A 13,253-nucleotide genomic window follows, 5' to 3' on the forward strand; every position below is an offset into this window, starting at 1 on the left:
CAGCATGATAAAATGTGCTTAGAAAGCTGTTAAACCATCTAAATTTTTGTATACATTGGAAAAGAATGGGGCTGTGGCTTTCTATAATGCCATTACTATGGAAAACGTTCAATAATACAGTTTTCGATGAGGAATATGATCCTAAATATGAATGTATTAAAGGGAATAACTACTCTTGCAAAAACATTTAAAACCGGTGATAGAGCCCCGTTAATCTACTCTTCATTTTATTTTGCACTGAGCTTAATAAAACTATTTTTACTGCCAATTATTACTGTTTATATAATGAAAAGCAACTATCTTATATCAACGATAATAATAGTAATTTATTTTATTATAACTTATGCATTGATTTTAATAAAAGAAATGCTTATAGACGCGTCGAATTCTTCAAGAATGAAAAGGATAGAGGAGTCTTACTCTGCTTGCATAAAAATAAATTATGAGTTTTTTGAGTCAAAAGAAGGAAGAAGTCTGTTTTCTAAGGCTGTTAGTTCAACGAATTCTACTACTTGCCCATTTAGCAAAATTTATTTATCTATATCAGATTGCTTATATACGTTAGTATACATGATTTCTATAATTATATATAGCTTGAAGTTTGATGAAATCTTTTTTTTAAAAAGCATTGTATTCTCGATTTTAATGGGTGCGGTAATACTTTTTGATAATTTTAATATTAATAATGTGCTTAAAAAAACAATTGACTCATTTATAGGCAAAGAGAAAAACTTAAATTATTTAAGGAAGATTGCAAAGCAATTTGAAAAAGCGATTGTATTAAAAGATTTCAACGCTATTGGTTTATACCAGGATAAATATATTGCTGAGGAAAATGGTATAAAGAATGAACTTTCTGCAATTAAAAAAAATATGTTTCTAAAATTAGGATTTTCTGACTTAGGTAAAATATTAATTTCATTTACCTATGTTTTATGGGGGATTACAACATTCAATCTAACAGTGCTTATTTTTACGATACAATTTCTAATTGTTAGCAATAAATTTTTCGACGCCATTTTTGAACTTAATAATAATATAGAGAAAATCAGCTATTATTTCAAATTTGTCGAAAATTCAGAGCCTAAAATTAAGAAAATTTATATTGATAAATTAAACAGCATAGAGTTTAAAAATGTATACTTCCACTATAGCGGATCGGACTTTTCTCTGGAAAACATTAACCTGAAATTAGAAAATAACAAGAAAATAGGGATATTCGGTTCAAATGGCTGCGGCAAAACAACTATAGTTAAGCTGTTGCTAGGCTTTTACAAGGTAACAAAGGGAGAGATACTAATTAATGGGATTAGTATAGATGAAATATCTAACCTTAATGAATTAATTGCTTGCGTTTTTCAAGACGACATAATAATACCTGCCAGCCTCAAAGAAAATATTTTGTTTGGGAAAGCAATGAATATGAAACTTTTTAATGAGGCTTTGGTTAAATCATCGTTTAATGAAGTGATGCAGAAAAACAATTTGGAAAATCAAACTCCGTTAAATTCATTTTATATAGAAGGAGCGAAAGATCTTTCTATGGGTGAAAGCCAGCTGCTATATTTAGCCAGGTCTATCTATAAAAATACCAAAATGATTATTTGGGACGAGCCTTCGAGTAATTTAGATCCTTTTAGAGAGCTTGAGTTGTTTACCAAGTATAAAAATATTGGTGAAGAGTCAATGGGTATTTTTATAAGTCACAAAGCCAGCAACATCAAAATGTTTGATGAAATTGTATTTATGGAAAATGGAAAAATTGTTGAGAGAGGCAGCTTTAAAAGCCTAATGGATTTGAAAGGCAAGTATTATGAATTATATAGAAACCAGGAAAAAACTTTTGCAAATTAATTTCAAGGCAATAAGGTATATAAAAACTTTAGACTGGAAATTTTTAAGAAATTTAGCAATTTTATCTGTTCTAAAAGTTATAAAAAATTGGTTCATATTTATAATTTTATTTATGCTTAGCAAAAATCCAATAACAAAGCAAAGCGTTATAATTCTGTTTGTAGTGTTTTGCCTGCTAACTACACTGGTAAATATATTCACAGTTTTCAGGAAAACAGATACTAACTATTTGAGAAATAAATATAATAATGTGCTGTCAAATAAAAGGTTAGAATTATCAAAGGACCTTGCACGTGATGGTGAATTGTTGACCTTATCTCAGCTGCTAGAGGATTACCAACAATATAATGGAGGGCCAATTATATTTTTACATAAAAACTTGGAAGAGCTATTTGAAATGTTTTTTGTATTTTTGATTTCAACGGTGTATTTATATTTTTCATTGGACAAGGGCTTAATGTTAATTGTGTCTATATTCGCGTGCATACAACTTGTAATGAAAAATAAATTGAATATTAAATTGAAAAAGATAGATGAAGATAATCTTTCATATCAAAAAGTTATGACACATGGGAATCGGCTTGGTGACTTTTATTTTTCTTTGTTATCTAGTGAATTTCCCAAAATGAAAAGTGTTAGGAATAATAATTCAGATGAATTTATTGAGAAAAAATATAGTGAGTTCCTAAGCCCAACTATAAAAAACTTAGAAAAATATCAGCAAAAAAAATTAAGCATAAAATTTCAAGCGTATTTTCTAGTCGCTTTGGGCATAATTGCATTTCTAATTATATATATACACCAAAAAAGCATTCTGAATTTAGGCGTAATTTTTATGGTATCAAACTTATTTTTATCGCTTGAAAATTTATCAAGTCTTACTTATGAGCTTGATGATAACTCTAAAAGATTAGCTGATTTTTTCAAGTTTTTAAGTAAAAAGCCTGATGAACTATCTCATAAAAGAGAAAATATGGATGAAAATGAAGTCCTCAAATTAAACAATTTAAACTTTTCTTATGGCAAGAATTTTCCCATACTGGAAAATATAAATTTTACTTTCTCAAAAAATAAAATCTATTCAATTGTAGGAGAAAATGGGCAGGGGAAATCAACCCTTGTGAAATTAATTTTGAATTTAATTAAAAGCGAAAATAAGGAAATGATAAGCGTAAATAGCACGCTAAAAGACAATTATATTTCATACAATCTGTCAAACAATGAAGTGTTTTCCTTCACTATTGGTGAAAATATTGCTTTGCATACTGCATATAGCAAAAATAATGTAAACAAGTTGGCTAATGATCTTAGATTTTTAATCGATCAAAAAGATATAAGCGGGATTAAGGTTGGAAATGATTACGGAAATAGCGGTAGGGAGTTATCCGGTGGAGAAATAAAAAAGATGATCTTCATAAGATTATTGTACTTTGACCGTAGTTTGGTCATATTAGATGAACCGATTTCTTCTTTAGATATAGACAGTGAAAGAGAATTATATGATGCAATAAAGCAGCTTAGAGCGGGCAGGACTATCATAATAGTGTCGCATAGGTTAACATCTTGCCTTTTTTCAGATGAGGTTATAGTTTTGAAGGATAGAAGCATATATGCCAATGGAGATCACTTGACTTTATATAAAGAAAATTCATATTATAGGGATTTTTTCGATGCTGCTAGGAATTTAACGCGATAGACTGTAGTCCATTCGCGTTTTTTTGGGGGGCTTTTTTCTTAACACGGATTTTATATTGCTTTTGGTAAGCTATGAGCATGAACGATTAATCATGTTAGGAGAAGGCTTATGAAACTATTCAACGGTAAACTAAACAAATCTTTGGTGCTGGTTTTGGCAGGATGCCTGGCCGTGAGTTCGGTTGGCTGCGGCACAGCTGGAAGCGAGGACGCTAACAAGTCAGATAAGGGCATGCAAGCCGGAAAAAGTGTTGATCAGGCTATGGCGGCGGACAGCACGCTTATTGAAAAATCCGGCGATGGAAGTGCCAAGATCGTGCAGCCGGGAGCCGGCGGTTCGCAAAAAATTAAACCGGCGGAGCATCTTATGCCGCAATTGGCTGAGTATAAATTCCCTTACGCCGGGCTGAAACTGAGTTTCCCCGAAAAAATAAACAAATTGATTGAGCAGAAGAAGGTCGCCCTGATGCCGCGCGAAAAAGCGGACAAAAATGGTGATTTGGAATATGCGTTTTTGACCTTGAGCAATATGACCGCTGAGCAGAAAGATGCAGAGATTGAGTTGTCCGGCGACAGCTATGATAAATGGGCGGACGGACTGGAACGTATCGGCAGCATCGGATTTGCCGCGGCTTCGATGAAAGAAGCGGATGTAAAAGCGGTGGCTAAGGGCGACAAAATTAAGGAAATCGGCAAAACTGAAGACGGTAAATATAAATATTATTTGGTGTTGAATTCTAAAGCACCGGCCGATGTAACCGGTGAATTTGAAAAAACTACGATAGGTATTGAAAAAATGATGCCGATGCCGCAAAAATTTGGCTCCGCGTTTGTTGATCCGGCTGATTTGCAGGCTGGAGATAAAAATGCGATCAGTCAGTTGAACGTTAAAACGTTGGATGGCGAAAAATTTACGGCGGCGGAATTCGGCAAATATGATTTGACTTTGGTAAATGTTTTTGCCACTTGGTGTACGGCTTGTGTCGGTGAATTGCCGGAACTTGAAAAGCTTTATCAAGATATGAAGGGTAAAGGGGTCAATGTTATCGGTTTGGTAACGGATACGGTACAGGGTGTGGCCAACGATGGCAAGGTTACGGTGGACGAGAAGGCTTTGGCGTTGGCGAAAAAAATTCGGGAGAAGGCGAAGGTTTCTTTCCCGTTGCTGCAACCTGATGCCGCGCTGTTTGCCGGCTATGTCAAGGGCGTAACTTCTTATCCGGAAACTTTGTTGGTTGACCGTAATGGCAATGTAGTCGGGGATCCGATTAGCGGGGCACATAGTTACGGCGATTGGAAAAAATATATTGAGGCTGCTCTGGCAAAAGTTAAAGGTAAAAAATAATCATGGCAGCTTGGGAGATGGAACGGTGTAAAGCCAGGGCAGTACGCATGAGGCGAATGATGGGCGGCATAAAGGGCCGAATTATGAGGCGAATTATCGGTCATATAGGTCAAGCGAGGTACTTGGGCGTGGCGTTTGTCGTACTGGGGCTGATATTCATGGGCTTTGGGATATATCGCGGCGAAGTGGAAATTGTGCTTGCCAAGGCGGTCCGTGTGTGTATGGAGTGTATAGGAATTGGCTAGGAAAAACAAAAAATTGAGTGAATGGCCGCGGCATCGGATGCAGATTTTGTGGGCGGCCCTGACGAACAGTTATGTTACGGGTTTTGTATCCGGCAAAATTTACACCGGCAATCTTAAAAAACTCTGTGTCCCGGGGATGAATTGTTATTCTTGTCCCGGGGCCAGAGGGGCTTGTCCCATCGGGTCGCTGCAAGCGGTGATCGGGCATTACGATTTTAAATTTGCTTACTATCTTATTGGTTTCATGTTTTTTGTGGGAGCAATTTTGGGGCGATTTGTTTGTGGGTGGCTTTGCCCGTTTGGCCTGATTCAGGATCTACTGCATAAAATTCCTTTGCCCAAACGCATCAAAAAAATCAAAACTTTTCGCGGTGATAAGTTCTTACGCAAATTAAAATATGTTTTCTTGGTTGTTTTTGTGATGATTTTGCCGTTGGTGTTGGTGGATATAGTTGGTCAAGGTGCGCCGTGGTTTTGTAAGCTTATCTGTCCGGTAGGCACGCTCGAAGGCGGTTTGCCCTTGGTGTTGTTGAACAAATCCATGCGGGGCGCGATAGGTTTCCTCTATGCCTGGAAAAATGTTATTCTTGTACTGACGATTATCGGTTCGGTGCTGATTTATCGACCGTTTTGCAAATATGTCTGTCCGCTGGGCGCAATGTATTCGTTCTTTAACCCTATTTCTATATTTAAATATAGACTTGACGAGGCGAAATGTATTAACTGCGGAGCCTGCGCTCGGGTTTGCAAGATGCAGTGCAATCCAGTACAAAACTGTAACGCTTTGGAGTGTATCCGTTGTGCGCAATGTGTTAAAGTTTGCCCGACAGGGGCCATTTCCAACGGCTTCGGTTGGCGGGTGCAGGATATTTTGGCGCAGGAAAAAGGCATAAGCTTGCCGGCGGCTCCGGCGGTAAATGAGGTAACGGGGAAATGACGGATGAAACTGTTGGTTGTTGAGGACGAGCAGGATTTGCGCGAAAGTATTGCTGAAGGGCTGCGGCTTTCCGGTTATGCGGTGGATACTGCGGCAGATGGCGCGGCGGGTGAAGATATGCTTGCGGCAGGCAACTATGATTTGGTTGTTTTGGACATAAATCTGCCCTATTTGGACGGTTTCACTTTGTTGGAGCGTCTGCGTGCTGTAAATAAGGAAATTCGGGTGATTATCTTGACGGCTCGCACAGATATTGATGACTTGGTGCGCGGCTTGGATACCGGGGCCAATGACTATCTGGTCAAACCGTTTCATTTTGTCGAACTGGAGGCGCGGATCCGGTCTTTGCTGCGGCGGCGGCAGGTGCAGGAGGATTTGCTGATAACTTGTCAGGGTTTTTCGTTTAATTTGAAAACGAAGGCGGTAAGCTGTGCCGGTGGTGAGTTGCGGCTGACATCCAAGGAGTTAAGTATTCTCGAATATCTTTTGCTGAATCGTGGCCGTCATGTTTCGCAGGAAGAATTGTTGGAGCATGTGTGGGAAGATGGGATGAATGAATTCAGCAACACGGTGCGAGTCCATGTTTCGGCTTTGCGCAAGAAGCTGAAGGCGGCAACCGGTAGGGTGGTCATTACTAATGAAATTGGGCGCGGTTATATAATTGAGGCGGACGGCACTGAGTGAGTGGGGTTGTGGCAAGATGAAAGACGGTTATGGGGCAAAAGAGCGTAAAAGGCCGTGGTTGCGACTACCACGGCTGCTATTATTGCGGTTGCGAAATTGCTCGATTATGGTAAAACTTTTGACGGCGGCTTTGCTGATTTTTGGCATCATGGTAATAACGGCTATTTCTTTAATTGAGTACAAGCAGGCTTTGATGCATGAAGAAATTGAGCGGAAAATCAGTGAGGGTGCGGTGAATTTGCCGTTTAATGGTGGTGACGGCAGCAGTATGGTCATAATTGGGGAAGCGCAGATCAATACGATGGCTGAATATCGCCTTTTTGTCGGCTATGTGTTGGCTGGAACACTTACCGTTGGTGGTGGGGTATTTATGGCGGTTATTGTCCTGGTCTTGCGGCCGCTGAAAGTTTTGACGCGTAAAATTGAGCAGGTGGATATCAACAATATCGCCGCGATGCACGATGACTTTGTTTTGACTTGTGGTAGCTATGAGTTGCGTGAGCTTTCTGCCGGTTTTCAATCTGCATTGGACAAAATATACGCGGATTACGAAAAGCAGAAGCGTTTCAGCAGCAATGTGGCGCATGAACTTCGCACGCCTTTGGCTGTATTGTTGATGAAACTTGATGTCTATAGGAAGCGGCGGGCGGCATCAGCGGATCCTTTCGCTGCGAAGGACTCGGCAAGCGCAGTGGTTTCGACAGACTCGGCAGCCCCAATGGCCCCGGCAGCTTTGGCAGCTCCGGGAACCGAGGACGAATTGCTGGAGATTTTGCGACGTAATCTGATCCGCTTACATAAACTGGTTGAGGATATTTTGCTGTTGACCCGGGAAGAAACGCATCCTAAGACTTTGATTGATGTCAATGCTCTGATTGATGAAATTATCGTTGACCGAGGTGAGCAGGCTGACGCGAAAGGGGTGGAGTTGAAAACTTCGGGGGCAACTTCCGGTTCAGAATTGAACATTTGTACTGACGAGGTGGCTTTGGCCAGAATCATAGCCAATTTGGTCGATAACGCGATTAAATACACTCCACGCGGGGGTTTTTGCGAAATCTCAGCCGGCAGGACGTCATCACCGGACGGGGTGAATATTGAGGTGCGCGATAATGGGATCGGGATTCCAGACGCGGAAAAGTCAGCGGTTTTCGGCATGTTTTATCGGGTGGAGGGCTCGCGTAATCGAGCTACCGGGGGGAGCGGCATAGGCTTGGCGATTGTTGAGGCGGCGGTGAAACGATTGGGTGGATCTATCACTATTGTGGACAATGTACCAAAGGGGTCGATTTTCCGCTGTTTCATACCGGATGCTTCCGTATCCGACTCCGGATTCAACTACACTTCCGCCTCTTGCTCAGGCTCAAGTTGTGGCAGATGATTGGATTTGGCGCAAAGCTATTCCTAAACCAGAGCAAATGTGCTACAATGAAAAAAGTCGGGTGGTTAGCTCAGCTGGTTAGAGTACTTGCTTCACACGCAAGGGGTCGATGGTTCGAGTCCATTACTACCCACCAGAAGATGCGGTACGGTGATTGGCAAATTGTCAGTTGCCGTATTGTTTTATACAAGGAAAATTTTTGCCCGCTGAGCTGTTTTTGTTCAGCCTTATCATTTACAATAAAACTAATACATTATCATTTACAATAAAAACTAATACATTGGAGGTAAAAAATGCGTTTAGAAGATGATTTTTATCGCTATATTAACCAAACTTGGTTGGACACTGCTGAAATACCGAATGATCGTCCGGGCATCAACAACTTCGTAGAACTACATGACCAAGTAGAGGCCAGAAATTTGGCACAGGCCGCGGAATGGCTGGCTGACCCGGCACAGGTAGCGGACAAGCCGCACTTGGCCAATTATGTAAGATTGTTGGCTTTGATTCGTAATGAAAAAGCGAGAGCTAAGAATGAGGTCCCGGCTTTAATGAAGCATTTAAAAAAGCTTGATCGTTACGCCGGTTGGGATGAGGTTTTGGCCGACTTTAAGGCTTACCGAGAAGACGGTTTACCCTTTCCTTTGAGTGTGGATGTCTCGCCGGACATGAAAAATTCAGACTGTAACATGATTTATATCGGGCCGGCCGCAACGATATTGCCGGACAGTACTTATTATCAGCCGGATCATCCGCAAGGTGAGCAGTTGCTAAAAACTTACCGCGACTGTAGCGGAGCTTATCTCAAGGCTTTGGGGCTGGAAGAAAGCAAAGTTGCGGAATTGCTTGACGGCACGATTGCTTTCGATCGGGTTTATGCACCGACAACCAAATCGGGTGAAGAAAGTGCGGAGTATGTTAATTCGTATAATCCGCTGACGTTGGCGGAATATGCGGCAAAACTACCGGAAAGTTGTCGGGCGTTTGCGACACGGCTGCAAGAAATATATGGCATTACCTCGGAAACTTTGCTCAGCGACACGGAGCCACGCTTTACCGAAAATGTCGGTGCCATCTTTGCTGCGGAAAACTTTGCCGCATTTAAAGCCTGGGCAACGGTGCGTATAGCTTTGGGCGCGGCAGCCGCGTTGACGGATGATCTTCGCATTTTGGGCGGGGCTTACAGCCGGGCATTGTCTGGGGTCAAGGCCGCACGGTCATTTGAAAAATATTCCTATGATTTGGCACATTCTTACTTTTCCGGTCCGGTAGGTCTTGATTATGCGCAGCGTAATTTTGGGGCGGCGGCGAAAGCTGATGTTTTGGCGATGCTAAAAAAAATGATTGCCAACTACGCGGTGGTTTTGCGGCAAAACGATTGGTTGAGTGAGTCTACCCGAGACAAGGCCGTGGTGAAATTAGAAAACTTGCAAATGCATGTCGGCTACCCGGATAAGCTTGCGCCGTTGTATGATCGTTTGGAAGTTGAGGTTGATCAAGCTTGCCCGTCATTGTTTGTGACTTTGCAGCACCTTAATCGGATATCTTATCTTTACGGGCTTGAGGAGTTTGCCCGGCCGGTTGATCGTGATCTGTGGCACATGCCGGCGGATATGGTTAATGCTTATTATAGTCCTTCAGCTAATTGTATTGTTTTCCCGGCCGCTATTTTGCAACCGCCGTTCTATGATTTGGCCGCAACTAAGGCGGCAAATTATGGCGCGATTGGGGCGGTAATGGCGCATGAAATTTCGCACGCTTTTGATAATAACGGGGCGCAGTTCGATGAAAAGGGTAACCTCAATGACTGGTGGCAGCCGAATGACTACACGGCTTTCCGGGCCAAAACTGAGGCGATGATTAAGCTGTTTGACAGTGAGAGCACGGAGGCCGGCACTTGCAATGGTAAGTTGACGGTTTCGGAAAATATTGCCGATGCCGGTGGGTTGAGCTGTGCGTATCAGGTTTGCATGACGGAGGACCCGGAGCATTTGGCTGATTTCTTCAGCAGCTGGGCTCGCGGCTGGCGGCACAAGTCTTCGCTTGCCTATGCCAAATTGCTTTTAAGTATCGACGTTCATGCACCTTGCGAACTGCGCGGTAATGTCCAGTTGAAAAATTTGCCGGCTTTCCAAAAGTACTATCATTTGCAACCGAGCGATAAAATGTATTTAGCACCTGAGGCGCAGGTCAGGATTTGGTAAGTGCCTTCGGTTATCGAGCGGGGTAATAGTCAGCAGCGTTACACTTACCGGAATAAGAAAAAGCCGATTCCCATTTTCATGGGAGTCGGCTTTCGTATGTCGCTGTAAGCGTTAATAAGAGTGAAAACTCTTATTTGCAGCAGCAGCAAGCTACGTCGTAAGCGGTGATTTCATCAAAGGTGAATCTCGGAACTTCAACAGTCTTGGTTTCAACTTTCTTGCAAACCAAAGGACGACGAAGAGCTTTTTCGTAAACTTGAGCAGCACCGTAGTATTTTACAGCAGGAGCAGCAAATTCACAGGTCGGTACATAGATGGTGAAGTAAGAAGCGGTGTTCGGGACATCGTCTTTCTTAGCAGCATCTTTCTTAGCAGCGGCTTTGCCAGGTACTTTAGCGGTGTTGTCGCATAAGGAGCAAGCACGCAGGGTTACTTTGTACTTTTCAGCCAAGTCGTTGATCAGGTTGATCTTGGCGGCAGCTATTTTAGCTTTGGTGGTGAGTTTGGAGACAACACCATCAGCTGAGCTTCTTTCGGTATAGAGAGCCAGCTTCTCAAGAACACCAGCATATGCTTTACTGTTAAGTTTGGTTTGTAATGCAACAATTTCTTTCCCGTTGGCTTTAAGTTGATCTGCTCTGATCTCGCCTTGCAATTCTACTCCCAGGTCGCCGAATTTGACGGATGATTTTTTTGTTAGCCATTCGGCGATTTCATTATCTCCCGGCTTGCCTTCTAGAATTTTTTCATTCTGATCGATCAGATTTTTGAGCTTTTCGTAATCCGCCTTTAAAAGTTTTTTCCCTTCTACAAGAAAAGCACCAGATGTTATACTTTTGCCATCTTTACTAAGTAGATAATAAGAAAAGTTTTTTCCCGGAATTTTTATCCCCTCGGCCAGTTCACGCAATTTCGGCGTAGCCAGAATTTCATTGTTGGCGGAATCGAGATCGAATTGTGCTCGGCAACGTGCATCGCCTAATGCTTGAATGGTTTTGGCATCACTAGTAACAGCATTTAAAGCCTTGTCGTACTCTTTGAGCGAGGCTTTGAAATCGTCGTCAACGAGTTCTTTGTAGATAACATCCTTCTTGACTTCTTTGGTTTCGGTCGGCAGAGCAAAACCGTAGTCCTTCAGGAGATCGAGCTCATCCTTGCTCCAGTCATCGTTGGCAGCGAAAACGCCGGAAGCAAGAACCATGGACATTGTCAACACGGCTGACAATACTTTTAATCCTTTGTTCATAATTATTCCTCCTAGAATTTCAGGGGTTTCCCCCTTTGATGTTCACAATATATCATCTTTTTGGCACACTTGCAATTAGTTTTAGGATAATTATAAAAATATATTCGCATTTTTTCATTTTTGTGATACCTACTTACGCTTCAGGCTATTTCATCTTCTATCTAGGTGTGCTTCCGCCTGCTCGGGTGATTTTGGCTTTTGCCGGCTTTCCAAAAGTACTATCATTTGCAGCCGAGCGATAAAATGTATTTAGCACCTGAGGCGCAGGTCAGAATTCGGTAAGTGCCTTCGGTTATCGAGCGGGGTAATAGTCAGCAGCTGTTACATTTTGTTACATTTACCGGAATAAGAAAAAGCCGATTCCCATTTTCATGGGAGTCGGCTTTCGTATGTCGCTGTAAGCGTTAATAAGAGTGGAAACTCTTATTTGCAGCAGCAGCAAGCTACGTCGTAAGCGGTGAGTTCATCAAAGGTGAATCTCGGAACTTCAACTGTCTTGGTTTCAACTTTCTTGCAAACCAAAGGACGACGAAGAGCTTTTTCGTAAACTTGAGCAGCACCGTAGTATTTTACAGCAGGAGCAGCAAATTCACAGGTCGGTACATAGATGGTGAAGTAAGAAGCGGTGTTCGGGACATCGTCTTTCTTAGCAGCATCTTTCTTAGCAGCGGCTTTGCCGGATGCTTTAGCGGTGTAGTCGGCTAAGGAGCAAGCACGCAGGGTTACTTTGTACTTTTCAGCCAAATCGTTGATCAGGTTGATCTTAGCGGTAGCTACTTTAGCCTTAGTGGTGAGTCCAGAAACGGTAGTATCAGAAGTTCTGAGAGAATTTTCTCCTCCATAAGCTTCTTCAACTTTGGCAACTAAAGCGAAGTATTTAGCATCGTACTTCTTAACCGCTTTTTGCAATTCTTCGTAATTTGCTTTAGCAAGATCACCATTTTTTTCGCCTTGAACACCCAAGAAGGACTGAGCTTGATTTAACTCTTCAGCAGTCATTTTAGTAAATTTTTTGTTTTCTTTAATCAAATCATTGAGTTTCTTGGCGTCGGCAGCAAAATAATTACCTTCCGGCACTTTATAAACTTCACTAATTTCAGGCTTTTCGTATTTGCCGTCCTTGGAAGGGAAGCGGTGCGTATCATATTTAGAAACATGTTCAATTCCTTGAGCCAAGTCCATGAACTTACGAGTTGCCAGAATTTGGTTGTTGGCGGAATCGAGATCGAACTGAGCTTGGCAACGTGCATCGCCCAAGGCTTGGATGGTTTTGGCGTCTTTTCCAACAGCCTCCAGGGCCTTGTCATATTCTTTGAGTGAGGCTTTGAAATCGTCGTCAACGAGTTCTTTGTAGAGAACTTCCTTCTTGACTTCTTTGGTTTCGGTCGACAGAGCAAAACCGTAGCCGCCCTTCTTCAGGAGATCGAGCTCATCCTTAGTCCATTCTGGATTTGCATCAACAGCGAAAACGCCGGAAGCAAGAACCATGGACATTGTCAATACGGCTGACAATACTTTTAATCCTTTGTTCATAATTATTCCTCCTAGAATTTCAGGGGTTCCCCCCCTTGATATTCACAATATATCATCTTCTCGGCGCATTTGCAATGCGTTTGGGAATAATTATAAAAATTTGTTCACAATTCTTCGTTTTTATGGCGG

10 protein-coding genes and 1 tRNA gene are annotated in these 13,253 nt (G+C 41.9%); 9 read left to right on the forward strand and 2 right to left on the reverse strand.

From position 1 onward, the window contains the following. Window positions 1–147: 147 nt before the first annotated feature. From HMPREF0868_RS00105 to HMPREF0868_RS00145, 9 genes are all read left to right on the forward strand, one after another. Window positions 148–1,854: an ATP-binding cassette domain-containing protein gene (locus HMPREF0868_RS00105; RefSeq protein WP_157667958.1), complete on the forward strand. Its 1,707-nt coding sequence runs from the start codon at window positions 148–150 to the stop codon at window positions 1,852–1,854. Next, window positions 1,814–3,550: an ATP-binding cassette domain-containing protein gene (locus HMPREF0868_RS00110; RefSeq protein ID WP_034573450.1), complete on the forward strand. Its 1,737-nt coding sequence runs from the start codon at window positions 1,814–1,816 to the stop codon at window positions 3,548–3,550. Before HMPREF0868_RS00105 ends, HMPREF0868_RS00110 begins: the two co-directional genes overlap by 41 nt. A 108-nt stretch (window positions 3,551–3,658) precedes the next feature. Next, entirely contained in the window at window positions 3,659–4,894 is a 1,236-nt protein-coding gene (locus tag HMPREF0868_RS00115; RefSeq protein WP_012992663.1) for a TlpA family protein disulfide reductase, read from the forward strand. Window positions 4,895–4,953: 59 nt separating this feature from the next. Beyond that, window positions 4,954–5,139, forward strand: a complete 186-nt coding sequence (locus tag HMPREF0868_RS00120; RefSeq protein ID WP_012992664.1) for a CD1871A family CXXC motif-containing protein — start codon at window positions 4,954–4,956, stop codon at window positions 5,137–5,139. Beyond that, the gene (locus HMPREF0868_RS00125; RefSeq protein WP_012992665.1) at window positions 5,132–6,076 is read left to right on the forward strand and encodes a 4Fe-4S binding protein; all 945 of its coding nucleotides are present in this window, start codon (window positions 5,132–5,134) and stop codon (window positions 6,074–6,076) included. Before HMPREF0868_RS00120 ends, HMPREF0868_RS00125 begins: the two co-directional genes overlap by 8 nt. Window positions 6,077–6,079: 3 nt before the next feature. Next, window positions 6,080–6,760, forward strand: coding sequence for a response regulator transcription factor (locus HMPREF0868_RS00130; protein WP_012992666.1), 681 nt, complete (start codon window positions 6,080–6,082; stop codon window positions 6,758–6,760). Between the two features lie 16 nt (window positions 6,761–6,776). After that, window positions 6,777–8,141: a sensor histidine kinase gene (locus HMPREF0868_RS00135; RefSeq protein WP_041705644.1), complete on the forward strand. Its 1,365-nt coding sequence runs from the start codon at window positions 6,777–6,779 to the stop codon at window positions 8,139–8,141. Window positions 8,142–8,200: 59 nt separating this feature from the next. Further along, window positions 8,201–8,277, forward strand: a tRNA-Val gene (locus HMPREF0868_RS00140). A 157-nt stretch (window positions 8,278–8,434) separates the two neighbouring features. After that, entirely contained in the window at window positions 8,435–10,345 is a 1,911-nt protein-coding gene (locus HMPREF0868_RS00145) for a M13-type metalloendopeptidase (RefSeq protein ID WP_012992670.1), read from the forward strand. Window positions 10,346–10,475: 130 nt separating this feature from the next. Here the strand turns inward: HMPREF0868_RS00145 and HMPREF0868_RS00150 are convergent, their stop codons facing one another. Together HMPREF0868_RS00150 and HMPREF0868_RS00155 are read right to left on the reverse strand one after the other, a co-directional pair. Further along, the gene (locus tag HMPREF0868_RS00150; protein WP_012992671.1) at window positions 10,476–11,591 is read right to left on the reverse strand and encodes a hypothetical protein; all 1,116 of its coding nucleotides are present in this window, start codon (window positions 11,589–11,591) and stop codon (window positions 10,476–10,478) included. Between the two features lie 423 nt (window positions 11,592–12,014). Next, window positions 12,015–13,124, reverse strand: a complete 1,110-nt coding sequence (locus tag HMPREF0868_RS00155) for a hypothetical protein (RefSeq protein ID WP_012992673.1) — start codon at window positions 13,122–13,124, stop codon at window positions 12,015–12,017. Between the last annotated feature and the right edge of the window lie 129 nt (window positions 13,125–13,253).

Origin of the sequence: Mageeibacillus indolicus UPII9-5, from assembly GCF_000025225.2 — a bacterium.
In the GTDB taxonomy this organism is placed as follows: domain Bacteria; phylum Bacillota; class Clostridia; order Saccharofermentanales; family Fastidiosipilaceae; genus Mageeibacillus; species Mageeibacillus indolicus.